This window comes from Hymenobacter sp. YIM 151500-1 (genome assembly GCF_025979885.1).
In the GTDB taxonomy this organism is placed as follows: Bacteria; Bacteroidota; Bacteroidia; order Cytophagales; family Hymenobacteraceae; genus Hymenobacter.
Genome location: NZ_CP110139.1, coordinates 1743514 through 1766104 on the forward strand (window position 1 = coordinate 1743514; position 22591 = coordinate 1766104).

The following is a 22591-nucleotide window of genomic DNA, read 5'->3' on the forward strand; positions in this document are numbered from 1 at the left end:
CCAGTGAAAGGCACGCTTTTCAGCGTGCCTTTTTAGCTTTACCGGCCGCAGCTAGCAAACCACCTCTTTCTTGTTGCTCGTCCTTCGCCGCCAATCAGCGAAATCCATTTAATCTGCACAATCTGCGATTCTATGCTCCCCCGTCTCCGCCCGCTCCTCCCCTTGCTGCCTGTGCTTAGCAGCCTTGCAGCCTGCCAAAGCACCAACCGCCAGTCCGCCGACCTGCTCGTGTACAATGCCACGGTATACACCGTAGATTCGGCGTTCAGCAAGGTCCAGGCGTTTGCCGTGAAGGATGGCAAATTTGTGGCGGTAGGCTCGGCGGCGGAGCTGCGCGGCAAGTTTCAGGCGAAACAGGAAATCGACGCCCAAGGCCAGTTCATCTACCCTGGCTTCTACGATGCGCACTGCCACTTCTACCGCTACGCCCTGGGCCTGCGCGACGCCGACCTGGTGGGCACCGCCTCCTGGGCCCAGGTAGTGCAGCAGCTGCAACGGCAGCGGCAGCAGTACCCGCAGGCCGTCTGGCTCACTGGCCGCGGCTGGGACCAGAACGACTGGCCCGTCAAGCAGTTTCCGAGCAAAGACACCCTGGACGCCCTGTTCCCGAACACGCCCGTATTCATCGTGCGGGTGGATGGGCACGCGGCGCTGGTCAACCAGAAAGCCCTGGACCTGGCCGGCGTCACGGCGCGCACTCCCATCAGCGGGGGCGTGATTGGGCGCGACGCGCGGGGCCGCCTTACCGGCCTGCTCGTGGACAATGCCGTGGACCTGGTGTCGGGCAAGATTCCGGAGCCGACGGCCGCGGAGGCCGAAGCGGCGCTGCTGGAAGCCCAGCGCCGCTGCGTGGCCGTGGGCCTCACCAGCATGGCCGATGCGGGCCTGGAAAAAGCCAACGTGGACCGCCTCGATGCCTTACAGCAGCAGGGCAAGCTCAAAGTGCGCCTCTACGCCATGCTGGCGCCTACGAAAGAGAACAAGGATTTCTACCTACGGCGCGGCCCCGTGTTCAAGGACCGGCTTACAGTGTGCTCATTCAAGGTGTACGCCGATGGGGCCCTGGGCTCCCGCGGGGCCTGCCTGCTCCACCCCTACTCCGACCGGCCCCAGGAAACCGGTTTTCTGCTTTCCTCGGTGGCAGAGTTTCGGGCCTTGGCGAAAGAGCTGGCGGCCAGCCGGTTCCAGATGAACACCCACGCCATCGGCGACTCCTCGAACCGGCTTTTGCTCGACATCTACGGCGAAGTGCTGCGCGGGCAGAAGGACCGGCGCTGGCGCATCGAGCACGCCCAGGTGGTGAGCGGGCCCGACGTGGCCAAGTTCGGGCAGTTCGGCATCGTGCCTTCGGTGCAGCCCACCCACGCCACCTCTGATATGTACTGGGCCGGGGAGCGGCTGGGCCCGGAGCGCCTCAAAACCGCCTACGCCTTCAACGACCTGCGCAAGCAATACGGCCAGGTAGCCCTGGGCTCCGACTTCCCGGTGGAAGACATCAACCCGCTGTTCGGCTTCCATGCCGCCGTGGCCCGGCAGGACGCTAAGAACTACCCGGCCGGCGGCTTCCAGATGGAAAACGCCCTGAGCCGCCCCGACGCCCTGCGCGGCATGACCACCTGGGCCGCCCACGCCGCCTTCGAGGACCGGCAGAAAGGCAGCATCCGCCCCGGCCTCGCCGCCGACTTCGTGGTGCTGAACACCGATTTGCTGGAAGCCCCCAAGGAAAAGCTGCGCGCCGCCCAGGTACAGCAAACCTGGATAGCCGGCGAGCAGGTGTTTAAATTGAAGTGATGGGGTGATGGGGTGACGAGTAACAGGTAACAGGTAACAGGAAGAACGTCATGCTGAGCTTGTCGAAGCATCTCTACCGAGGGTACCTCTCCTCATGTGCAGACGAAACGGGAGAGATGCTTCGACTGCGGCTACGCCTTCGCTCAGCATGACAGACGTGTTACCTGTCACCTGTCACCTGCCACCTGTCACCTGTCACCTGTCACCTGTCACCTGTCACCTCTTCACACGCTGGGCGAGGCGGCCTTTGCTGCGGGTGTAGCGGCTCGGGCGTTTGGCGGGTGGGGTGATGTTGGGCTCTTCGGGAAGCGTCAGGGGCAGCAGCACCCGGCTGGCGTAGGTGCGGCGGCCGCTGCGCAGGGGAGTGGGCTTGGTCCGGCTTTGCCGGTAGGCAGCCCAGAGCCGCTTGGTGGTTTCGGCGGCCAGCGGGGCATCGGGCAGGTTCAGGGGGCGGATTTCCTTCAGGCTGCCTTTGCTGCTGAATGCCAGATCCAGCAGCAGGGGCTGCCCCGTAGCCAAAGCGCGGCGCAGGCGCGTGTGCAGAGGCTTCAGGACCAGCCGCAGGCGCCGCTCCCCACCCGGAAACGAGGGCACCACCAGGGTGCGCGGCAGTTGCAGCTCGTTGCCTTCGGGCAGCACCCCGGCGGGCCAGTTCAGGACTTTGCGCCAGTCGAGGCTGAGCGGGTAGATGGCCGGCACCTCCCGCTGGTGGTAGCGCTGCTCGGCCAGGGGCGGGGCGTGCAGCAGAATGTCGCGCAGCCGGTCGTCCACGCTGGCGTCCACGCGCGTCTCCAGCAGCACGTCCTCGATGGTGCCGTCGGGGGCGGCGAAAAGAGTGAAGATGAGCGGGCAGTTATCGGTGGCAAACTGCACCAGCAGCGTGTCTTTACGGGTTTCGCGGCGCACGTGCTCCAGAAAACCGGAGTTTAGAAACGGGTCGTGGCATTCGATGGGGCTGTAGTAAAGCACGCGCCCGTTTCGGCTGGGCGTCTGCCCCACGGCTGGCAGGGCGGCTACCACCAGCACCCACAGCCACCACAGCTTCACTTTAGTACTTTGCACAGACGCACGTAGCCACATAGTAGTACCAAAAAAGAACCGGAGAGTACAGCTTTTGCTGGGCCTCCGTTCCTAAGGTAGCAGAAATATCAATTTAGCCATCCGCCCAAACGTCAAAATCCCTGCTGCCAGCTGGCAGCAGGGATTTTGTACTATGCAACGGCTAGCGCCACACTAGCACGAGTCGCGGCGCGGCTCAGAAGCTGCCCTGCTCGTCGGCGGAGGGGCCGTAGATGCCGGGCACGGGGATGTCGAGCAGGCGCAGGTACACCGTGAGCTGGCCGCGGTGGTGGATGCTGTGGTTGAGGCCCATAATGCGCAGGGCGGCACCTTTGGGGCGGTCCATGAGCACCTGCTCGCCGCGGCGCAGCTGAAACGAGCGGGTCAACTGCTCGTCGCCGGAGGCGTGCAGAACCCGGCGCAGGTTGGCGCTGTATTGGTCGAAGCGGGCCAGTAGCTCGGCGGAAGTAGTGGGCGTGGGCGGCGGCTTGGGGGCGTTGGGGTCGAGAAAGTCGCGGTAATCGGCCTGCACCATCATGGTCTTCATGCCCAGCAGGTTCACGATGTGCGCTGCCAGCTTGATGAGGGGCATGGATTTAGGGTGGGGCACGTAGTCGAACTTATCCTCGGGCACCCGCTCCAGCACTTTGCGGGTGTGGGCCAGCTCATGGTCGAGTTCGGCGAGGATGTTTTGTTGGAGGGAGGACGTGTGCATGTTGGGTGGTGAGGAGTGAGTGGTGAGGTGGTGAGTGGAAAAGAATGGTCATGCTCCATCTGGCGTCCGCGCAGCCGAAGCATCTCTCCCGCTTCGTCCTCACGATTGAGTTAGCCAGCGCGCGAGACGCTTCGGCTGCGCGGACGCCAAACGGAGCATGACGGGCTAACGACTTACTTTATCTTCTTCGCTACTCTTCGGTTTGACAACCGGCTTGGATGACATGCCACTACCGGCCCGAGGCAGGTATGCCCACGTTGGGGGTGGCGGGCGGCGGGGCCAGCGTGGCGCCGGCGGGGGCCGGTGCTTCGCGCAGCTTTTTGCCGCGCAGGCGGAAAAGAAACAGCAGGCCCAACACGAAAAACACGATGAGCGACAGGATGCTGTTACGCATGTTGCCGGTAATCTGGGCAATGATGCCGAACACGGCCGTCCCAATCACGATGCTGAGCTTTTCAGTCACATCAAAAAAGCTGAAGAAAGCGGCCGTGTTGGGCGTGTTTTCGGGAATGATTTTAGAATAAGTACTGCGCGACAGGCTTTGGATGGCTCCCATAGTGAGGCCGATAACCGAGGCCAGGGCGTAGAAGCTCCAGCCGGCCTGCACGTAGTAGCCGGCCACGCAAATCAGCATCCAGATAAACACCGACCAGCTCAGGGCCCGGGTGTTACCGATGCGCTCCGAGAGCTTGGCAAACAGATAAGCGCCCACAATGCCCACCAGCTGCAACAGCAAGATGGTCAGAATCAGGGCCGAGCTGGGCAGCTTCAGCTCCTCGTCGCCGAAGATAGTGGCGACGTACATTACTGTTTGCACGCCCATGTTGTAGGTGAAGTAAGCCAGCAGAAACTTCTTCAGGTTGGGCAGATACTGGAGCTGGTCCCATACCTTACCCAGCTCCCGGAAGCCGTTGAGCAGCCAGCCCGAGTCGGAAACGGCGCCAGCGGGACGGCCGGGGTCGGCGGGCAAGGCGCGGAAGGGAATCTGGGCGAAGCCTACCCACCAGATACCGGTGAGCAGAAAGGCTAGCCGTGTGGCAAAGCCTTCTTCCAACCCCAAAGTTTCGTGGCCCATAATCAGCCCCAGGCAAAGTACCAGCAGCACCACCGAGCCGATGTAGCCCATGGAAAAGCCCCGCGCCGACAGCGCGTCGAACTTCTCCTCCGACGAAATCAGCGGTAGGTAGGAGTTGTAGAACACGATGGAGCCCGAAAAGCCAATGGTGGCCGCAATGAACACGAACGTGCTGATGGTGAGCGTGTCGGGGGTGAAGAAGAACAAAGCGGCGCAGGAGGCCGCGCCCAGGTAGCAGAAAATCTGCATGAACAGCTTTTTGCGCCCCGAAAAGTCGGCCAGGGCCGTGAGAAAGGGGCTAATGAGGGCAATCAGCAGGAAGGCGGCCGAAATGGCGTAGGTGAGCAGGGACGAGCCGGGCACCTGGAAGCCCAGGAAGTCCACCGGACTCTTGCCGCTGTCGGTGTTTGTGGCCTGCTTCACCATGGCGCCCCAGTAGATGGGGAAAATGCTGGACGTGATAACCAGCGGGTACACCGAGTTGGCCCAGTCGTAGAAGGTCCAGCCCTGGGTGATGCGCTTGTCGTCTTTGGGAATGTTGTCGAAAGAAGTATCGGGCACGGGGGCCGCGGCAGTTGTCATAACGCGCTAGTTGAGGTGTGACAGCAGGAAGATAACGGGATTCGCCGGATGCCGTTGCCGGGCTGGATCAACCAGTCATTACGGATTTGTTACGGCGCGAGGGCCGCACGCCGTTTGGGCGGCGCCTGCGGAACGGCTACTTTTGACAGCCGCCAGTGCGCGGCGGGGCGGGGCTACAAGTTGCCCTCCCCCGTATCCTTCTCTACGTATGCCCTCCTCTTCTGCCTCCGCCCTTCGGCACATCCCCGGCTCCCTGGGCCTGCCCGTGCTCGGCGACACGGTGGGGTTTCTGACCCGGCCCGTCGAACTATTCAACGACAAGCAGCGGCGCTACGGCGACGTATTCAAGGCCCGGCTGTTTGGGCGCACGGCCGTGTACCTGCTCGGCGCCGAGGCCAATAAGTTTGTGCTCGTGGAGCAGGCCCGGCACTGCTCCAGCCAGGAGGGCTGGCGCTTCCCTATTGGCGAGCTGTTTCACGGCGGGCTGATGCTGCGCGACGGCGAGGAGCACAAAAGCCACCGCGGCATCTTGCAAGCGGCCTTTAAGAAAGAGCCCATGCGCCAGTACCTCGGCGTGATGGCGCCCATCATCGAGCGGCGCCTGGCCGAATGGGGCCGGCAGCCCACGCTGCGGGTGTTTCCGGCCGTGAAGCACCTGACCCTGGAACTGGCCGGCAAGGTGTTTTTCGACCTCGACTTCTCCCAGGACCTGGCCCGCCTTAACCAGGCCATGGCCGACCTGGTAGCCGCCGCTACCGCGCCGGTGCCCTTCAACCTGCCGTTTACCCAGTACCGCCGCGGCATGCAGGGCCGCGGGCTGCTCCAGGAGTACTTCGGGCGCGTGCTTCAGGAGCGCCGCCAGGCCCCGGCCGCCGACATGCTCAGCCACCTCTGCCAGGCCGAGGGCGCCGACGGCCAGCGCCTCACCGACGCCGAAATCGTGGACCACCTCATCTTCTTCCTGATGGCCGCCCACGACACCACGGCCAGCACCCTCACCAGCCTGTTCTACGAGTTGGGCACCCACCCCGACTGGCAGGAGCGCCTACGCGCCGAAAGCCAGGCCGCGCACCCCGCCACCGGCCCCGTAGAGCAGGCCCACTTGGGCCAGCTAGAGCAGCTGGGCTACGTGCTCGAAGAAACCCTGCGCCTGCACCCGCCCCTGATTCTGATTCCGCGCCAGACCACCCAGGAGCTGACCTACAACGGCTTCACCATTCCGGCCAACACCCACCTGAGCGTGCTGCTCTACCACAACCACCAGAACCCCGCCTACTGGACCGCGCCGGACCAGTTCGACCCGCTACGCTTCGCGGCCGGGCGCCAGGAGCACCGCAAGTGCCCGTTCGGCTACGCGCCGTTCGGGGCCGGCCAGCACCACTGCCTGGGCTTCGCCTTCGCCGACATGCAGGTGAAGCTGGTCATGCACCACCTGCTGCGCCGCTACCGCTGGCGCCTGCCCGCCGGCTACCGCGCCGACTTCGCCAACATCCCCATCCAGCACCCCAAAGACGGCCTGCCGGTGCAGCTGGAAGTATTGCATAGCTGAGCTAGCCAAGTAAATTTATTGGTGTGGTGCTGCAAATCGCTCCAGAATTGTGGCACCGCACACCACGCGCACAGTTATTTCTGCGACTGGTTAGCTTGGCGCAGCAGAGCCGCATACGCAACCTCCGTATCCACGTCCACGGCACCGCCCGCGAAGGGTACGGTGGCTACCAGCTCGGGGTGTTGGCGCAGCAGCTGGGCGGCGCCGGCCGCGTCGGGCAGGGCGCGGAGCAGCATCACGGCCTCCTCGCTGAATAGGACCGGCACGCCCCGCACGCCCTCATACTCCGACGCTATAATCGGCCGGCCGGTGCGGGCGGCCGTGGCGTCCAGCTCCCGCAGCAGGGTCGGCGTTACGAGGGGCTGGTCGCAGAGCATCACCGTAACAGTGGTCCAGTTGGTGCACAAACTATCGAGCATGGCCAAGCCCATTTTCAGCGAAGCCCCCATGCCCCGCTCCCACCCCGCGCACCGCACCGGCGCCACCAGTAGGCCCGTCAGTTCCGGCAGCAGCTCCTCGTGCACGGCTCCGGTTACCACTACCACGGGCGCGCCGGCAGCTGCTTCCACGGCGGTTTCGGCGGCGCGGCGCAGCAGGGTTTGGCCTCGGTACGGGAGCAGCTGCTTGGGCCGCCCCAGGCGCGACGAGGAACCCGCGGCAAGCAGGATAACGGCAGAGGGCATAAGTAAAAGCCAGTGTTACAGCAGTTGCGGGAATAGTTGCAGAAACGCGCCCCTTGGCCCTCCTGCGGGTCGCGTCTCCACGTTGAACGACCTAGCACATCCTGCCGATGCGGCCGAGGAGACGCGCCTCGCAGGAAGGCCAAGGGGCGCGTTTTCTCACACCAGGCGCAGTGAATGTGGACAGGTACTGCTTAAGCGCTAGCGTTATAACCCGCATACGGCATCTACCCGCCCTTCGGCTACCAGCGGCCCGTTGGCCTGCAAAGGCGGGTGGATGGGATGCGGTGAGTCGCGAAGAAAGCCGGCGGGGCGGCCGGTGAGTACGGCCTGAATTTCGGCCACAATGGACAGGGCAATTTCCTCGGGCGTCTCGGCGCCCAGGTTCAGGCCGATAGGGCTGTGCAGGCGGGCCCGCAGCTGCTCGGCAGCGTCGGGCACTTCCTGTTGCAGGTCGGCGAGCAGACGCTCGTACTTCTTGCGCGGGCCTAACAGCCCGATATAGCGGGCCGAGGTGGCCGGCAGCAGGTGGCGCAGCACAGCCCGGTCGTAGTGGTAGTTGTGGGTCATGAGCAGGGCGAAGCTGCCGGGCTGGTGGGGCTCCTCCGCCACCTGGGCCAGGGGCAGCACCCGCACGGCGTCGGCCTCCGGGAAGCGGGCGGGCTGGGCCTGGGCGGGGCGGCCGTCGAGCACGGTCACGCGCCAGCCCAGGCCAGCCGCTAGGCGCACCAGAGGCTGCACGTCGTTGCCGGCTCCGTACACGGTGAGGCGCACTGGGGGCCGCAGAATTTCCAGGCTGACGCGCACAGCCCCAGTAGCGGCCGGGTAGTGGCGGGTGGCCGGCTGGCCGGCGGTCAGGGCGGCGCGGGCATCGGCCAGCACGGCGGCGTACAGCGCGGAGTGCTCCGGCAGCGTGCCGTGGGCGGCGCCATCGGCGGTGAGCAGCAGGCGCTGGCCTAGCCGGGCTTCGGCGGCGCCCAGACTAAACACGGTAGCCACTACGGCCGGAGCTTCCACGCCCTCGGCCCAGCGGCGCAGCAGCTCCACGGGGTTGGCGGGGTCCCGGAAGTCGAGGGGTTCGAGCAGAATCTGCACCACGCCCTGGCAGCCCAGCGCGGCCCCGAACTGGAGGTCGTCGTCGGGGTCGGTGGAGTCGTAGGTGACGACGGCGGGGCGGCCCTGCTCGATGGTGCGGCGGGCCCGCTGGCGGGCGTCGCCTTCGAGGCAGCCCCCGCTGATGGCCCCAGTCAGCTGGCCGTCGGCCGTGAGGAGCATCCGGGCGCCGGGGCGGCGGTAGGCCGAGCCCTGCACATCCACCACCGAGGCCAGGGCGCAGGCCCGGCCGGCGGCGCGGTGCTCGTCGTAAGCACGCAACAGGCGTTGGAGTTCAGTCATGGGGATAATCTGTAGCAACCCTGTACGGAACTGCACAACGACGGTTTGCGCAGATGGCGCTGAAGTTTTCGCGGAAAACGCAGCAGCGGGCTACCCGGAATCCGGCAGCGCGAAGTAAATGTGCCCCGCTAAGCAGGTTGGCGTAGCACACGGGGCCGCCCTCGTTGCGGCAGGGCTAGGCTTCGTTGCGGAAGTACCAGCAGTGGAGCCGCTGCCTGATATTGCCGCCGAGCGGGGCCGCATTGAGTACCTGCGGGGTAGCGGCGTGGGCCGTAGCCTCGGTGAGGGCCCAAAGGGCGGTGCGCAGCTCGGCGTTCCGCTCGATGGCGGCCAGCGTGACCAGGGCAAGTACGTCGAGGTGGGTGCTGTCTTTCCCGCCACCGCGGATGGCGTCGAGCTTGGGCAACTTGAGCACGTTCACTACTTAAGCGGGCGGCAACAGGTGCTCTTTCATCCACTCCAGCGAGTCCACGCCCCCGGCCTTGAGCACGGCGGCCGACTGAGGTTTGACTGAAAAAAGCACCATACTGTTCTGCCTGAGCCCCATAGTACAGAGCCTTCCTAGGCCTCATGCACACCATACTATTGCGGACGGCCTTGCTCACGCAGGCGGAGGCGCGTCGGCGGGAGAAGCAGGCACGATGGAAATGACGCCGTTGATTTCGAGGATGGCGTACTTGATTTGGGCCATGCGCTCCAGGCCGTGCGACTGGCGGGCGGCGTTCAGAATGTCGGCCTCGTCGACTTGGAGCTGGTGCAGCAAGTCGGGAACGGGTCGGCCGTGATGCACAATAACCACCGGCAACCCTTCCAGTAGGCGCTGGAGCTGCGGCGAGCGTTGCTTGAGCAGCGACAAGCCCAGAAACAGCATCGACAGCGTAACGATTTGCAGCAGGGCGTTGGTCATGGAGTTGTCTTCGCCGAGCAAGGCATTTTCCGAGACATTGGCAATAATGAGCAGCAGCACCAGGTCGAAGACCGAGCTTTGCGCAATGGCCCGTCGTCCTACCAGCCGGAAAATCAGCAGCAGTACCCCGTATACAATCACCGCCCGCAGAACCGATTCCATAGCTTTTCAGAGAATGAGTGAGAATGCCAGCCCGCACCGACCCGACCATCAGGGATAGATAAACTGCCGGATGCTGAGCGTATCGGGCCGGCCCACCAAGCCGATTTTTCCGCGCAGGAAGCCGGTTTTCTCGGTGCTGAGGTAGAAGGTGACGTCAACGGGCTGGCGGGCGTCGGTGAGCCGGAACACGAACACCACGTGGTCGGCGGCAGTGAGCGTGGCTTCGGGAATGGGCGACAGGCCGTCACCGGCCACGCGGTTCAGGTAGTCTTTGCTTACCCACAGCCGCACGCGCCCGTCGGCATCGGCGGTGCCGGGCGCCACAAATACCTTGGTGAGCAAGGGGGCGTCGAGGCGGCCAAACCGCTCGTACTCCACCCGGAGCCGGCCGCCGGGGTGGGTAGCTTGGGCGTGGCTCAGCGGCCCCGACCCAAACAAGCCCAGCAACCCGGCCACCACCACCAACGCCAGCACTACCCACGCCACCCGCTGCACCCGGTAGGAACGCCGCTGAAACTCGTCTTCCGCGTCGATTTCCAGCCCGGCGTAGCGGTTCGGCTTGTTGTGCATAGCGTTAGGTTTTCAGAGCGGATGGCAGTGCTTGCACTAACGAGCCAGGAAAGCAGCAGGTTATGCCCGCACGACGGAGCATACTTCATAAAACCAGAACTGGCGGTGAGCTGCACCCAAGGGCAATAAAAAAGCTCCTGCCGGAGCAGAAGCTTTTTGGAAGTAGCACACGTCGGCGCGGGGCCGGTGAGGCTGGCTTAGCGGTTGGCCGGCTTTTCGGCCTTCACTTTCACCTTTGCTTTTTTGCCTTTGGTTTCGGCTTTCATTTTGCCATCCTCGGTCTTCACCTTTACCTCGCTATCCGTGGCAGCCGTTTTGGTCGAGTCGCCCTGTGCCGGAGTGGTTGTCGTGGTTGTGGTGGAGGTGCTGGCCGGAGTGCCTTGGGCGGGAGTACCCTGGGCATACGCAGTGCCCGAAACCAGTGCTACAGACAGCACTACAGCAGAAAACAGGAACTTCTTCATAGGGAGTAGGTTGGTTGATGAGCCCGCAGTTTACCGGATAAATTTTTACCACGGCAGGATTTTGCGAGTAGAATACAATTCTGCTCTTCCTTCCAGTGCTTCACTTAACCAGCTAAAACCAGCCTAATCAGGCCGCAGGCTTCCCTTCCCCTACCCTATGTTAAGAAATTGTTAAGTCAATTTCGGCCCGCTCTTTTCCGCACGATACCCTATTAGACACTACAAAGCCCGGCCGCACTCGTGTGCAGCCAGGCTTTTGCTACTGTAGCAACTTCGGGCGCAAGGCCCGAGGTGGGTGAGGCTAGCGGGGCGAGGTGGTAGAACCCGTGGTGCTACCGGAGGTGGTGCTGCCACTGGTAGTGCCCGACGTAGTGGTGCCGGAGGTGGTAGTGCCGGAAGTAGTACCCGAAGTGGTGCTTCCCGAGGTGGAAGTGCCGGTGGTCGTCGAGCCCGATGTGGAGGTGCCGCTGGTGGTACCACCCGAGGTGCTGCTACCCGACGTGCTGCCGGAGGTGCTACCCGATGTAGTGCCCGTTCCCGAAGGAGAAGTGCTGGAAGTAGCGCAGGAGCTAAACAGGGCACCGGCGCAGCAAGCTACCGTGAGCAAGGGCAACGCCAAAGCAGATTTCGTGGTCTGTTTCATAGAAGTAAGGTGTAGGTGCAACATGCGCACCCGCCCCTTCAGGCCGGGTACGAGCTTCCCTTACGTAAACGTGTAGTGTTGTGGCTGGAAAAAAGCTAAAAATCTGCTTCGGCCTCCTACCCTAGCGGCGGGTAGTGCTCCACCACCGGGCCAGTTAACCTGCCCGGAAAACAGCGTTTACAAGCTCTGGACGACCATTCAGGTTGTACGCAAAAGCTGCCGGCCAGCTATCCGCGACGAATGCCCCGCGCAGTCTGTGCCATTCAGATGGGGGTGGCGCGCAGGCGCAAGGAATTGGTAAGCACCGATACCGAGCTAAGGGCCATGGCGGCGGCGGCCAGCATGGGGGAAAGCAACCAGCCCGTGAACGGGTACAGCAGGCCCGCCGCCACCGGAATGCCCAGCGCGTTGTACACGAAGGCGAAGAACAGGTTCTGGCGGATGGTGCGCATGGTGCGGCGCGACAGGCGCAGGGCCGTGACAACGCCGTGCAAGTCGGGGCGCATGAGGGTGATGCCGGCCGTTGCCAGGGCCACGTCGGTGCCGCTGCCCATGGCCACGCCCACATCGGCCTGGGCCAGGGCGGGAGCATCGTTGATACCGTCGCCGACCACGGCCACGGTGCGGCCTTCGGCTTGCAGCTCCCGCACTTTGCTGGCTTTGTCCGGGGGCAATACCTCGGCCCAGAAGCGGCTGATGCCAACCTGCCGGGCCACCTGGGCGGCGGTGTGGGCGTTGTCACCGGTCAGCATTATCACTTCTAAGCCCTGGCGCTGCAAGTCCCGGATGGCGGCGGCGCTGGTGTCGCGCACGGTGTCGGCCAGGGCCAGCACGGCAACGGCCGCGCCCCCAATGGCGGCGCCCAGCACGGTGCGGGCCTGGGTTAGCTCCTGCTCGGCCACCGCCGCCAGGGCCGGGGGCAGCACAATGCCTTGCTCCCGCAGCCACCGGACGCTGCCAATCAGCACCGGCTGGCCGAGCACGGTGGCTTCGGCCCCGCGGCCTGGGTGGACCCGGAAGCTGGTGGCTTCCCGGCGGTCAGCCCCCTGCTGCCCGGCGTAGCGAACCACGGCCGCGGCCAGCGGATGCTCGGAGAGGCGCTCTACGGCCGCCAGCCGGGCCAGCGTGTCGGGTGGGGCACCGGGGGCCAGGGTGCAGCTGGTCACGGCCGGCTCGCCGCGGGTGATGGTGCCGGTTTTGTCGAGCAGCACAGTATCGACGCGGTGAGCTTTTTCCAGGGCCTCGGCGTGGCGGATGAGCACGCCCAGCTCGGCGCCCCGGCCCGTGCCTACCATGATGGCCGTGGGCGTGGCCAGGCCCAGGGCGCAGGGGCAGGCAATGATGAGCACGGCCACGAAATTGACCAGGGCCAGCGGCAGGCGCACGGCCGCCGGAGCCGCCAGCAGCCACACCCCGAGCGTAAGCACGGCAATCAGCACCACCACCGGCACAAACCAGGCGCTGACCGTATCGGCCAGGCGTTGGATGGGGGCGCGGCTGCCCTGGGCCTCTTCCACCAGCTGCACAATGTGGGCCAGCAGGGTGTCGGCGCCCAGCTTGGTGACGCGGAAGCGGAAGGAGCCGGCGCGGTTGAGCGTGGCCCCGAGCACCGGGTCCCCGGCTTGCTTCTCCACGGGCATACTCTCGCCGGTGAGCATGCTTTCATCGAGGGCGGAGTGGCCGTCGAGCAGCACGCCGTCGGTGGGCACTTTCTCGCCGGGGCGCACCACCACCACGTCGCCCAGGCGCAGCTCTTCCACCGGAATGTCGGCTTCGTGGCCGTGGCGCACCACGCGGGCGGTTTTGGCCTGCAAGCTCAGCAGGGCCCGTAGGGCCGCCGAGGTGCGCTGCCTGGCCCGGCTTTCCAGCACCTTCCCCAGCAGAATCAGGGCAATGATGGTGGCTGTGGTGTCGTAGTAGACCTCGGGCATGAGGCCCTGGCGCATAAACCAGTGCGGGGCCACGGTGGCAGCCGCGCTGTACAGAAAGGCCGCCCCGGTGCCCATAGCCACCAGCGTGTCCATGCTGGCGGTACGGTGGCGCAGGCCGTTCCAGGCGGCCACGTAAAACTCCCGGCCGCTGTAAAGCACCACTGGTAAGGTGAGCAGCAGCAGGCCATAGTTGAGCACGGGCATGGAAACGCGCTGGGCCAGGGCCGGCCACAGCATCAGCATGCTCAGGGGCATGATGAGGGCCGCCCCCACCGCCGCCACCCCGAAGCGCCGCAGCAGCTGGCGGTAGGCGGCGGCCCGGCGCCCGGCCAGCTCTTCGTCGGCGGCCAGGGGGCTGGCGGCCGGGGCGGCGGGCTCGTGCACCTGGTAGCCGGCCTGCTCCACGGCGGCCTTCAGACCGGCGCGGTCTATGTGGGTGGGCAGGTACTCGACGGTGGCTTTTTCGCTGGCCAGGTTGACGGTGGCCCGCTGCACGCCGGGCGTGCGGCTCAGGGTGCGCTCCACAAACGCGGAGCAGGAGGCGCAGGTCATGCCCTCAATGACGAGGGTGGCCGTTTCGGTGGGCGCTGCTGGTTCGGCAGCGGCGGCAGGGCGGGTAGGGTGGGCAGGATGCATAACACGGATACTTGAGTAGCTACAGCGAGGCCCAAAGGGCCCCACCAGCATCTACAAAGAAACCCGCCGAAACATCCCTGCCCTAGCCAGGATTCGCGCCCAAAGGTGTAAGATTTCGCGCCCTGCTACCCTCCCAGCCGCTCTGGAGGCCGGCCCGGAAGTATAGCCCCGGAGTTACGCCGCCACCGGGCAGTGCCAGCTAGGCCGCCTGTAGCTCGGCTTCGTAGTAGCAGTCCCAGTAGCCGTCGTCGAGGCGGTACACGTTGAGGCGGCGCACCAAACCCGTATGCGGATGGCGGGCTTTCACCTGGCCCCGCCAGATAACGGTGCGGGCCAAAGCCGACGGCGCGGGTTGCACGGGCTGCCCTAGGGCGTACATGAAGGGCGTGGGTTCCAGGCCGCCCGCAGCAGGCACACTTGCGCCGGAGGATTTACCCTCCTGCTTGGGCGCGGCGGGAGTTGCCGCGCCGCACGTTTCTTCGTGCCACGCCAGCGGCTCGCCACAGTGCGGGCACAGGGAGGCGTCGAAGTCGGGAGCGGGGTGGGCTGCTGCCTGGGTGGCAGCGGAGTCCAGGAGGGCAGGTGCAGCAGCTTCGCCGGCCTGGGAAGTGTCGAGGACAAGAATTTGCGGGCTTTTTCTTTTGGCAGTCATACCCAACTGGCTAAAAGTTTAAGCTAAGGTAAGCAGTGCTAATTGTTTTGGCAAAGCCCTGCCTCTCAGCGGCCCGTTGCTCTCGCCTGGCCGGCTGGCTGGCCTAGCTCAGCGGCACGGCCCTGGCCTGCTTAGGGGCCTGGCCTGAACTGATGCAGGCCGTGCTTAGCCCAGGCGGAAGGCGCACGGCTCACCCGGTTCCCAAAAAAGGACTGCGCAAACTCAAAATGGGTTATACAGAATGGCTTAGCTTGGAAACTTCTCGACGGTAATTTTCTTTTTAATACCCATTACATTGTGCGTAGGCGCAAGCCGCTAGCTAGGTGTGGAGGTGGGATAGTGTGGTGAAGAGGAAGTGTGGTTTTGTTTCAACTGGTGAGTGCCCGGCCGCTTCGGTGGCCCGCGCCCTCGCTCACAAACAAGCAGGAGAATATGCGGACCCTACTGGTGGACGACGATTATACCAGCATCTTCCTAACCAAGAAGCTGGTGCAGGATGCCGGATACGAGCAGAAGTTTCGCGCTTTCCAGTCGTCGCCGGAGGCGCTGGAATACGTGCTGACAGCTGGGGAAGATGAGCTGCCCAACCTCATTCTGCTCGACTTGTACATGCCCGTGCTGAGCGGCTGGGACTTTCTGGCGGCGCTCCAGCCCTACCAGAACCAGCTCCGGGGGCGCTGCCTGGTGTACATCCTCACCTCCTCCCTGGCCGGGACGGTTGCCGACCGGGCGCGGGAGTTTTCCCTGGTCGGCGGGGTGATTCACAAGCCCCTGGATGCCTTGCAGCTAGGCGCAATCCAGGCCCGCGCCAGTAGTCAGCTAGAGGAAACGTAGCCGCCCAGCGCAAGGCTGCACTAGGCCTGGCAAAAAGCGGGGTGTAGGCTGGTCCTGCCTCATCCGGCGTCCGCCCGTGAGCTTGGCAGCGTCTTGTTGCAGGCCCTGTCTCCGCTCGGGGTGGTGTTTTGTCGCGTGCCTGCCTATTCTGCCCGCGCGGCCAGCAGGGCGGCCACGTCGGTTTCGGTAAGCGCGGGGGTAGCGCCCCGGTGCGTGGCTACCAGGGCCCCGGTGGCGCAGGCGAAGCGCAGGGCCGCGCCGGGCTCCTGGCCCGTGAGCCAGCCCCTGAGCAACGCCGCCAGAAAGGCGTCGCCGCTGCCGATGGTGTCCTGTACCTGCACGGGCACACCGGGGGCACGGTAGAGCTGGCCGTTGGTGTAGAGCAGGGCTCCGGCGGCGCCTTTCGTGACGCACACGGCCTGCAGGCCGAAGCGGCGGGCCAGCCCCGCCACGGCCGCGGACTCGTCGATTTCTGCCCCCAGCCAAGCCATGATTTCGTGCAGCTCGTGGTGGTTCATCTTCACCAGATCAGCCTTTTCAAGCAGGTGCTGCACTACTTCCGGGGTGTAGTGCGGGGGGCGCAGGTTTACGTCGAACACCTTGAAGCGGGCGTGCTCCAGCAGGCGAAACAGCGTGGCGCGGGTGGTGGCCTGCCGGGCGGCCAGGCTCCCGAACACCACCGCCGTGGCCTGCTCCACCAGAGTTTCCAGCGCGGGCGTGTATTCCAGGTAGTCCCAGGCCACGGGCTGCACAATCTCATACGTCACCTCCTGGACGTCGTCCACGTTGGCCTGCACCACACCGGTGGGGTACGCTTTGTCGCGCTGCACACCGTCAGTCCGCAGGCCTTTGGACTGGATGAATTGCAGCAGCTCGGTGCCCAGCTCATCGTCGCCGACACGGCTGATAAGGTCCACGGCCAGGCCGAGCTGGTGCAGGTGCACGGCCACGTTGCAGGGGGCGCCGCCCGGCTGCTTGGCGGTCGGCAGCACGTCCCAGAGCACTTCGCCAAAGCAGACAAGTTTGCTAGACATGAGAAGTGAGAGGTGAGAAGTGAGAGGTGAGAAGTGAGAAGTGAGATATGGGAGGTGAGATATGGGAGGTGAGATATGGGAGGTGAGACAGGAGAACCACAGTCCCAGCGGGGCGACATATCGGTAGCAACCAGCAAGCATTAGTTGTTCAAAGCCCCAGCGGGGCGACACAATTATCCGCAAACGATAGGTGCCGCTCCGCTGGGGCTTACACCGGGTACAGACCCAGATTTTCTAGATTTTCTACCGATATGCCGACCCTCCGGGGCTGCGTTTCTCCTGTCTCACTTCTCACTTCTCACCTCTCACCTCTCACCTCTCACCTCTCACTTTTCCATCAATGCAGTATCAGCGTCTTCTCGAGCTGCTCCAGGCTGGTGCCTTTGGTTTCGGGCATCAGGCGCCACACGAACAGGAGCTGGAGCACCATCATGGCGCAGAAGAAGGCAAACGTGTGGCCGCCGCCCAGCCGCTCGGCCAGGTAGGGGAAGGTGAAGGCAATGCCGGCCGCCATCACCCAGTGCGTGGACGAGCCCAGGGCCTGACCTTGGGCGCGCACCGTGTTGGGAAAGATTTCGGAGATGAACACCCAGATGACGGCGCCCTGCGAAAAGGCAAAAAAGGCAATGTAGACGAACAGCAGCACCGGCACCAGCAGGCCGCCCAGGGCGCTGAAGTCCTGGCGGTAGAAGGCTGCCGCCACCAGCCCCAGGGTGGCAATCAGCCCGTAGGAACCGATGAGCATGAGCTTGCGCCGCCCAAACCGGTCGATGAACTGCCGGGCCAGTAGGGTGAAGGCAAAGTTGACCAGTCCCAGCCCCGCCGACGACAGCAGGGCCGACCCTTTGCCCAGGCCGGTCATCTCGAAAATGCGCGGGGCGAAGTAGATGATGGCGTTGATGCCTGACACTTGGTTGAAGACGGCAAACAGCACGGCCAGCACCACCGGCCCGCGGTATTGGCGCGCAAACAAGGACCGGCCGCCTTCCCTGGCTTCGTCGGTGGCGGTGGTGGTCCGGATGGCGGCCACGTCCTGGTCGGCGGTGGCGGGGTTGATGAGCTGGAACACCCGGCGCCCCTCCTCCACCCGGCTCCGCCCAATCAGCCAGCGCGGACTTTCCGGCACCCGGAACAGGAGCAGGAAAAACACGGCCGCCGGCAGCACCTGCACGCCCAGCATCCAGCGCCAGTCTTCCGCGCCCGCGCCCGTGAGCAGGTAGTTGGACAGATAGGCTACCAGAATGCCCAGCACGATGTTGAACTGGAACATGCTCACCATACGTCCCCGCGACTCCGGCGGCGACACCTCCGAAATGTAGAGCGGCGCCGTCACCGACGAGGCCCCCACCCCCAGCCCGCCCAGAAACCGGAACGCCAGAAATGCCCCCCAGCTACTCGTCAGGGCCGCACCCAGCGCCGACACAAAGTAGAGCACGGCAATCCAGATGAGCGTCTGCCGACGCCCCAGCCTATCGGACGGAATGCCCCCGAAGATGGCCCCGAACACGGTGCCAATCAGGGCAATGGAAACGGTGAGGCCGTGCTGCACCGGCGTAAGGCCCCACACCTGCTGCACGGCCCGCTCGGCTCCGGAAATAACGGCCGTATCGAAGCCAAACAGAAAGCCCCCCAGCGCCACCACCAGGGACCAGAAATACACGCTGCGGTTTTTCATGCTGCCAAGAGTTGTGGTGAGCGGTTTGAGAAGTCGGTTAGATGGTGGCTGGCGGGCTGCGCATGGCAGGCTACCGCTCGCGCGTCAGCACGTGAGCGGCTCGCCTCCGGCGACCTTCAGATTGGCAAACGGATGCCAGATGGCGGCGGTTCTACTCGCCCGGCCGCCTGCCAGCTCCGAGGCGGGAGGCAAGCTCAGCACTAGGCCAGCGCCCTGCTGAGCACTGCTCTTCAAAAGATGCCTTACGGAACTTCTCCGCCCGCTTGCCGAGCCTGGCCGCTAGCCAGCCACCGGCCGAAACTCAACCGGAACCCCAACCGGCGGACGGCGTAGGCAAGTTTCGGCGGCGGCTGGCTACCCGGAACCCGCGCCGCCTTTCTGCCGGCCCAGGCGGCATTATCTATCCTCTGGCTCTCAGCTGCTTACGACTGCCGGGTCAGCCGCCACAAGCAGCCGGCCCGCGGCAATGGCGGCCGGGTAGCCGGCACTTGCCCAACCTATTCTTTCTATTTTTTCAACTTCTTCCATGACCCTCAACTTTGCGCGCCTCCTGCCGGGGCTGGGCCTGCTGGCTGCCTGCGGCGGCTCTGCCCAGCCGGAAAACCAGCAAGCCGCTGCCTCCACTCAGTCTGCCGCTCAGGCCACCACTGCTTCGGCGCCGGGGCAGCCCCTGCGCTTGCCGGGGCCCGACACCACGCACAAGGCCAAAAAATTCAGCCAGGTTATCGGCTGGCCGGCCGGTAAGAAGCCGACCGGGCTGGCTGGGTTTACCATTGTCCGGTACGCCGGGGAGCTGCAGAACCCGCGGTGGATTTACTAGGCACCCAACGGCGACATCTTCGTGGCCGAGTCCAACACGGTGGAGCGGACGTCCACGGCTAAAGGCGAGAAGAAACAGGGCCTGAAGCAGGCCAAATCCTTGCAGGAAAGCAGCGCCAACCGCATTACTCTGCTGCGCGACGCAAACCGGGACGGCCAGCCCGAGGTGCGCGCAACCTTCCTGACCGGCCTCAACCAGCCTTTCGGCATGCTGGTGCTGGGCAACTATTTCTATGTGGCCAACACCGATGGCCTGCTGCGCTTTCCCTACCAGGCCGGGCAAACCAAGCTGACGGGTACGGGCCAGAAAATCCTGGACCTGCCGGTGGGCGGCTACAACAACCACTGGACCCGCAACCTGCTGGCCAGCCCCGATGGCTCCAAGATTTACGTGTCGGTGGGCTCCGCTTCTAACGTGCAGGAGCACGGGGCCGAAACCGAAATCCGCCGGGCCGACATCCTCGAAATCAACCCCGACGGCTCGGCTGAGCGAATCTACGCCGCCGGCCTGCGCAACCCCGTGGGCATGGACTGGCAGCCCGGCACCGGCCAGCTCTGGACCGCCGTGAATGAGCGCGACGAGCTGGGCGACGAACTAGTGCCCGACTACATTACCAGCGTGAAGGCCGGCGGCTTCTACGGCTGGCCCTACGCCTACTTCGGCCCGAACGAGGACCCGCGCCGCCAGGGCGAGCGGCCCGACCTAGTGCAGAAAACGCTGGTGCCCGACGTGCGCCTGGCCGCGCACTCGGCCTCGCTGGGACTGGCTTTCTATGACCAAAATGCCTTCCCGGCCAAATACCGCAACGGCGCTTTCGTCGGCCAGCATGGCTCCTGGAACCGCTCCACCTTCTCGGGCTACAAGGTGGTGTTTGTGCCCTTCGAGAATGGCCGCCCCGCCGGGCCCGCCGAAGACTTCCTGACCGGCTTTCTGACCGACGACAACTCCGGCAAAGCCTACGGCCGTCCCGCGGGCGTGGCGGTTCTGAACGACGGCTCCCTGCTGGTAGCCGACGACGCCGGCAACACCCTCTGGCACGTGCGCGCCAGCTAGGACAAGCAGCCGGGCGGTGGCCCAAGCCAAGCCAGCCGCTAAAGCCGCCGCCGGGCAGCGTACGGATCTACCCGCACACCAGACCATCCTGCTTCGCCGGTGCTTAGCAGGATGGTCTGGCCGCTTTTCAGGATTTCCCGTGCAGCTTGCCCGGAGCCGAGCTAGGCGCCCTCGGCCACCAGCCGGACGGTGATGCCCCAGGGGTCCTGGGCCAGGGCGGTGCCGTCCGGTGAGTATTCTACCCGGAACCCCGCCTGGCGCACACTGTCGATGGTAGCCGCCAAGCCGGCCTCGTCGGGCAGCAGCCATTCCCAGGTGAGCAGCTTGGCATCGTCGGCGGTGGCGACGGGCGAGCGGGCCGCCCAGGTGTTGACGGCTACGTGATGGTGGTAGCCGCCCGCTGCCAAGAAGCTGGCCGTGGGCAGGCTCCACAGCGTTTGAGTCAGGCCCAGACCCGCGTGGTAAAATGCCTGAGCCTGCGCCAGGTTGCCCACGTAGAAATGCACGTGGCCGATGGTAGTGCCCGCCGGCAATCCAGCCCAGGCCTCGGAGCCTGCCGCGGCCAGCACCTGCGGCTCCTGCAAGGGCTCGATGGCACTCAGAATTTCGCCGGCCGGGCTCACCCGCCACTCGCTGCGGGGTCGGTCGCGGTACACTTCGACGGTCAGGCCGTCGGGGTCCACCAGGTAGAGGGCTTCGCTGTACAGGTGGTCGGAGGCGCCGGCGTGCACGCCCAGGGAGCGGGCATGGCGCAGCAGCCGGCCCAGGTCGGCTTGGCTGGGCAGCAGCACGGCATGATGATACAGGCCCAGCCGCCCGCCCTGGGGCACGGGGCGCACGCCCGGCTTCTCAACTAGCACCAGCAGGGGCCGCTCGTCGCCGGCCGCCCCCAGGGTAACCCAGCGTGCCGCACCGTCCGTCGAAACAGCAAGCTGCCGAAAGCCAATCACGCCCTGGTAAAAGGCCAATGACCGCTCCACATCAGCCACCTGCAACGTAACGGTCCCAATCCGCGCCGGCTGGGGCGCCTGAAAACCAGATGGGTGCCGGCCAATCTGCTCAGGGGTGCGCGACGGGTAAGGAAAAGCCGCGTCATTTCTCATGGTGAAGGCCATAGCGGAAACAGGTATCGTTACCAGAGTAGAAGGTGAAGCCGGGCCAGATGCCGCGCCAGAAGCTCCAACGGTAACTTCCCGTACACCGTTACGCCGCCACCGAATCGTCGTCGAGCACAGCCTAAACCCAGGTCCAGGTTTTCCTAAGCCAGCCACCGGCCCTACCGGGCGTACGCATTTGGTAGAAACCACCGTAGAAGAGTTGCCGGGGCGGAAAGCTGGCCGCCGGCGGCTGATGCGCACCGGTTCTGCCGGCGCGCTTCTTCCTTCCTCAAATCACCTGGCGAATCACCCGCGTGATGCCGTCGTTTGCGTCGTAATGCTATGAGTCACGAAGTAGCCCCCACTGCCCGACCCCTCAGCTCCCATCAAGACCTGAATGCCCAGGAACTACAGCGGAAAGGTTTCAAGGCGTACCAAGTCGACACGGCGGTTAACTCGGGGCCGGTGTACCGCCGCCGGGACTTCTACAAGGTGGCCCTGGTAACCAGCCCCTGCGCCGTGCACTACGCCGACCGGAGCATTGAGCTGAACGGCGCCAGCCTGATGTTTGCCAATCCGCACATTCCCTACTCTATCGAGCTGCACGCCCCGCGGCTGACGGGCTACTCCTGCCTGTTTACCGAGGCCTTTGTGAAGGAAAACGACCGGTCGGAGAGCCTGCACCAGTCGCCGCTGTTCAAAGTCGGGGGCACGCCCGTTTTCCACCTCCACGCCGAGCAGGCCACCTACGTCCAAGGCATCTTCCAGAAAATCCTGGCCGAGCAGGACACCGAGTACCTGTTCAAAAACGACTTGATCCGCACCTACCTCCAGCTGCTCATCCACGAGGCCCTGCGCATGCAGCCCACCGAAAGCTTCGTGCAGCACAGAAACGCGTCGTCCCGGATTACGGCCCTGTTTCTGGAGTTGCTGGAGCGGCTGTTTCCGGTGGAAAGTCCCGGCCAGGCGCTGCCGCTGAAAACCGCCCAGGATTTTGCCAACCAGCTCTCGGTGCACGTCAACCACCTGAACCGGGCGGTGAAGGAAGTTACCGGCAAGCCCACCACCGCCCACATTGCCGAGCGGGTCATTGGCGAAGCCAAGGCCCTGCTGCACCACACCTCGTGGAGCACGGCCGAAATTGCCTACAGCCTGGGCTTCGAGTATCCCACGTACTTCAACAACTTCTTCAAGAAGCACACGGGCACCACGCCGCTTGCCTTCCGTCGGGCTACCTGAGCGTGGGGCCGGCAGCGTAACCAGTCGG

Annotated in this window: 19 protein-coding genes and 1 pseudogene; 6 read left to right on the forward strand and 14 right to left on the reverse strand. The window is 64.8% G+C overall.

Translation table 11 applies throughout. The features are described 5' to 3' along the window. Positions 1-132 precede the first annotated feature (132 nt). A complete protein-coding gene (locus OIS53_RS07215; RefSeq protein WP_264681724.1) occupies positions 133-1791 on the forward strand; it encodes an amidohydrolase in 1659 nt (552 codons plus the stop codon). 216 nt (positions 1792-2007) lie between these two features. Here OIS53_RS07215 and OIS53_RS07220 read toward each other — a convergent pair whose 3' ends face one another. The 3 genes from OIS53_RS07220 to OIS53_RS07230 form a co-directional block, all read right to left on the reverse strand. Beyond that, a complete protein-coding gene (locus OIS53_RS07220) occupies positions 2008-2853 on the reverse strand; it encodes a hypothetical protein (RefSeq protein ID WP_264681725.1) in 846 nt (281 codons plus the stop codon). Between the two features lie 193 nt (positions 2854-3046). Then, positions 3047-3565 carry a DinB family protein gene (locus OIS53_RS07225; protein WP_264681726.1) on the reverse strand — a complete coding sequence of 173 codons (519 nt, stop codon included), beginning with the start codon at positions 3563-3565 and terminating at the stop codon, positions 3047-3049. Between the two features lie 229 nt (positions 3566-3794). Beyond that, positions 3795-5222 carry an MFS transporter gene (locus OIS53_RS07230; RefSeq protein ID WP_264681727.1) on the reverse strand — a complete coding sequence of 476 codons (1428 nt, stop codon included), beginning with the start codon at positions 5220-5222 and terminating at the stop codon, positions 3795-3797. Between the two features lie 208 nt (positions 5223-5430). Between OIS53_RS07230 and OIS53_RS07235 the strand changes: the two genes are divergently transcribed. Then, positions 5431-6771 (forward strand): cytochrome P450, encoded by a 1341-nt coding sequence (locus OIS53_RS07235; RefSeq protein ID WP_264681728.1) that lies wholly within the window; start codon positions 5431-5433, stop codon positions 6769-6771. A gap of 74 nt (positions 6772-6845) precedes the next feature. Here the strand turns inward: OIS53_RS07235 and OIS53_RS07240 are convergent, their stop codons facing one another. The 6 genes from OIS53_RS07240 to OIS53_RS07265 form a co-directional block, all read right to left on the reverse strand. Further along, positions 6846-7454: a nucleotidyltransferase family protein gene (locus tag OIS53_RS07240; protein ID WP_264681729.1), complete on the reverse strand. Its 609-nt coding sequence runs from the start codon at positions 7452-7454 to the stop codon at positions 6846-6848. A 204-nt stretch (positions 7455-7658) separates the two neighbouring features. Beyond that, on the reverse strand, positions 7659-8846 hold the full coding sequence (locus tag OIS53_RS07245) for an XdhC family protein (protein ID WP_264681730.1): 1188 nt from the start codon (positions 8844-8846) through the stop codon (positions 7659-7661). Between the two features lie 175 nt (positions 8847-9021). Continuing rightward, the gene (locus tag OIS53_RS07250; protein WP_264681731.1) at positions 9022-9261 is read right to left on the reverse strand and encodes an FAD binding domain-containing protein; all 240 of its coding nucleotides are present in this window, start codon (positions 9259-9261) and stop codon (positions 9022-9024) included. 186 nt (positions 9262-9447) lie between these two features. Further along, positions 9448-9915, reverse strand: coding sequence for a DUF421 domain-containing protein (locus OIS53_RS07255; RefSeq protein ID WP_264681732.1), 468 nt, complete (start codon positions 9913-9915; stop codon positions 9448-9450). A gap of 48 nt (positions 9916-9963) precedes the next feature. Then, positions 9964-10485 (reverse strand): hypothetical protein, encoded by a 522-nt coding sequence (locus tag OIS53_RS07260; protein WP_264681733.1) that lies wholly within the window; start codon positions 10483-10485, stop codon positions 9964-9966. A 197-nt stretch (positions 10486-10682) separates the two neighbouring features. Further along, positions 10683-10949 (reverse strand): hypothetical protein, encoded by a 267-nt coding sequence (locus OIS53_RS07265; protein WP_264681734.1) that lies wholly within the window; start codon positions 10947-10949, stop codon positions 10683-10685. 314 nt (positions 10950-11263) lie between these two features. On the opposite strand from OIS53_RS07265, the gene OIS53_RS07270 reads away from it, so the two are divergent. Further along, positions 11264-11668 (forward strand): hypothetical protein, encoded by a 405-nt coding sequence (locus OIS53_RS07270; protein ID WP_264681735.1) that lies wholly within the window; start codon positions 11264-11266, stop codon positions 11666-11668. Positions 11669-11855: 187 nt separating this feature from the next. Here the strand turns inward: OIS53_RS07270 and OIS53_RS07275 are convergent, their stop codons facing one another. After that, positions 11856-14159, reverse strand: a complete 2304-nt coding sequence (locus tag OIS53_RS07275; RefSeq protein WP_264681736.1) for a heavy metal translocating P-type ATPase — start codon at positions 14157-14159, stop codon at positions 11856-11858. Positions 14160-14358: 199 nt separating this feature from the next. Then, positions 14359-14811 carry a hypothetical protein gene (locus OIS53_RS07280; RefSeq protein WP_264681737.1) on the reverse strand — a complete coding sequence of 151 codons (453 nt, stop codon included), beginning with the start codon at positions 14809-14811 and terminating at the stop codon, positions 14359-14361. A 432-nt stretch (positions 14812-15243) separates the two neighbouring features. Between OIS53_RS07280 and OIS53_RS07285 the strand changes: the two genes are divergently transcribed. Further along, positions 15244-15645 carry a response regulator gene (locus OIS53_RS07285; protein WP_264681738.1) on the forward strand — a complete coding sequence of 134 codons (402 nt, stop codon included), beginning with the start codon at positions 15244-15246 and terminating at the stop codon, positions 15643-15645. A 143-nt stretch (positions 15646-15788) separates the two neighbouring features. Here OIS53_RS07285 and OIS53_RS07290 read toward each other — a convergent pair whose 3' ends face one another. Continuing rightward, the gene (locus tag OIS53_RS07290; RefSeq protein ID WP_264681739.1) at positions 15789-16679 is read right to left on the reverse strand and encodes a carbohydrate kinase family protein; all 891 of its coding nucleotides are present in this window, start codon (positions 16677-16679) and stop codon (positions 15789-15791) included. 337 nt (positions 16680-17016) lie between these two features. Then, complete coding sequence (locus tag OIS53_RS07295) at positions 17017-18354, reverse strand: sugar porter family MFS transporter (protein WP_264681740.1); 1338 nt, start codon at positions 18352-18354, stop codon at positions 17017-17019. Positions 18355-18880: 526 nt separating this feature from the next. Between OIS53_RS07295 and OIS53_RS07300 the strand changes: the two are divergent. Further along, positions 18881-20227, forward strand: a pseudogene (locus tag OIS53_RS07300) (PQQ-dependent sugar dehydrogenase). A 161-nt stretch (positions 20228-20388) separates the two neighbouring features. Here the strand turns inward: OIS53_RS07300 and OIS53_RS07305 are convergent. After that, a complete protein-coding gene (locus tag OIS53_RS07305) occupies positions 20389-21342 on the reverse strand; it encodes a VOC family protein (RefSeq protein ID WP_264681741.1) in 954 nt (317 codons plus the stop codon). A 324-nt stretch (positions 21343-21666) separates the two neighbouring features. Between OIS53_RS07305 and OIS53_RS07310 the strand changes: the two genes are divergently transcribed. Then, complete coding sequence (locus OIS53_RS07310; RefSeq protein ID WP_264681742.1) at positions 21667-22563, forward strand: helix-turn-helix domain-containing protein; 897 nt, start codon at positions 21667-21669, stop codon at positions 22561-22563. Positions 22564-22591 lie beyond the last annotated feature (28 nt).

Bases quoted from the DNA above. Each gene is read 5' to 3' on its own strand.
- OIS53_RS07215 (WP_264681724.1), top strand. From the start codon at position 133: ATGCTCCCCCGTCTCCGCCCGCTCCTCCCCTTGCTGCCTGTGCTTAGC.
- OIS53_RS07225 (WP_264681726.1), bottom strand. From the start codon at position 3,565: ATGCACACGTCCTCCCTCCAACAAAACATCCTCGCCGAACTCGACCAT.
- OIS53_RS07230 (WP_264681727.1), bottom strand. From the start codon at position 5,222: ATGACAACTGCCGCGGCCCCCGTGCCCGATACTTCTTTCGACAACATT.
- OIS53_RS07235 (WP_264681728.1), top strand. From the start codon at position 5,431: ATGCCCTCCTCTTCTGCCTCCGCCCTTCGGCACATCCCCGGCTCCCTG.
- OIS53_RS07240 (WP_264681729.1), bottom strand. From the start codon at position 7,454: ATGCCCTCTGCCGTTATCCTGCTTGCCGCGGGTTCCTCGTCGCGCCTG.
- OIS53_RS07245 (WP_264681730.1), bottom strand. From the start codon at position 8,846: ATGACTGAACTCCAACGCCTGTTGCGTGCTTACGACGAGCACCGCGCC.
- OIS53_RS07255 (WP_264681732.1), bottom strand. From the start codon at position 9,915: ATGGAATCGGTTCTGCGGGCGGTGATTGTATACGGGGTACTGCTGCTG.
- OIS53_RS07260 (WP_264681733.1), bottom strand. From the start codon at position 10,485: ATGCACAACAAGCCGAACCGCTACGCCGGGCTGGAAATCGACGCGGAA.
- OIS53_RS07265 (WP_264681734.1), bottom strand. From the start codon at position 10,949: ATGAAGAAGTTCCTGTTTTCTGCTGTAGTGCTGTCTGTAGCACTGGTT.
- OIS53_RS07275 (WP_264681736.1), bottom strand. From the start codon at position 14,159: ATGCATCCTGCCCACCCTACCCGCCCTGCCGCCGCTGCCGAACCAGCA.
- OIS53_RS07280 (WP_264681737.1), bottom strand. From the start codon at position 14,811: ATGACTGCCAAAAGAAAAAGCCCGCAAATTCTTGTCCTCGACACTTCC.
- OIS53_RS07285 (WP_264681738.1), top strand. From the start codon at position 15,244: ATGCGGACCCTACTGGTGGACGACGATTATACCAGCATCTTCCTAACC.
- OIS53_RS07290 (WP_264681739.1), bottom strand. From the start codon at position 16,679: ATGTCTAGCAAACTTGTCTGCTTTGGCGAAGTGCTCTGGGACGTGCTG.
- OIS53_RS07295 (WP_264681740.1), bottom strand. From the start codon at position 18,354: ATGAAAAACCGCAGCGTGTATTTCTGGTCCCTGGTGGTGGCGCTGGGG.
- OIS53_RS07305 (WP_264681741.1), bottom strand. From the start codon at position 21,342: ATGGCCTTCACCATGAGAAATGACGCGGCTTTTCCTTACCCGTCGCGC.
- OIS53_RS07310 (WP_264681742.1), top strand. From the start codon at position 21,667: ATGAGTCACGAAGTAGCCCCCACTGCCCGACCCCTCAGCTCCCATCAA.